Below are 534 nucleotides of genomic sequence, written 5' to 3' on the forward strand. Positions count from 1 at the left end.
GGCGTCCCAGGGCGTCGACAGCAGCTCTCCGCCCCGTCGCCTCCCCCGATGGGGGAGGGGTCAGCCCGGCAGCGTGATCAGGACGACGGCGACGACGGCGGCGCCCAGGCCGGCGATCTGTGCACCGACCAGGCGCTCGCGCAGCAGCACCTGGGCCAGCAGCACCGTGCTGACCGGGTAGAGCGAGGCCAGCACGCCGGTGATCGCCAGCTGGCCGTCCTGCTGGGTCGCCAGCAGGAACAGCGCATTCGCGCTCATGTCGCCCAGCCCGGACAGCGCCACCAGCGGGAACGCCGCCCCGGTGACCCGCAGCGTCTGCCGCCCGGCGAGGGCCACGACCACCACGAGCGCGACCGAGGCCAGCCGGGCCGCGACCAGCGGCGTGAGCCCGGAGGTCTGGGATGTGCCGTCGAGGAGGACGAAGAAGAGCCCGAAGGCCGCCCCGGCGACGAGCGCCGGCGCCAGGCTGACCGGACGCGCCGTGCGCAGCGCCGTCAGCCCGCCCTCGGCCGAGACCAGCACCACCGCGGTGAG

The 534-nt window shown here is 75.7% G+C and carries 1 protein-coding gene; it reads right to left on the bottom strand.

Annotation, left to right across the window (positions count from 1 at the left end; all coding sequences use genetic code 11):
• Window positions 1-60 precede the first annotated feature (60 nt).
• The coding region (locus tag E6R62_RS38945) for an EamA family transporter (RefSeq protein WP_168714335.1) at window positions 61-534 on the bottom strand (474 nt) is incomplete at its 5' end.

The organism is Streptomyces sp. A1136 (assembly GCF_004795055.1).
Taxonomy (GTDB): domain Bacteria; phylum Actinomycetota; class Actinomycetes; order Streptomycetales; family Streptomycetaceae; genus Streptomyces.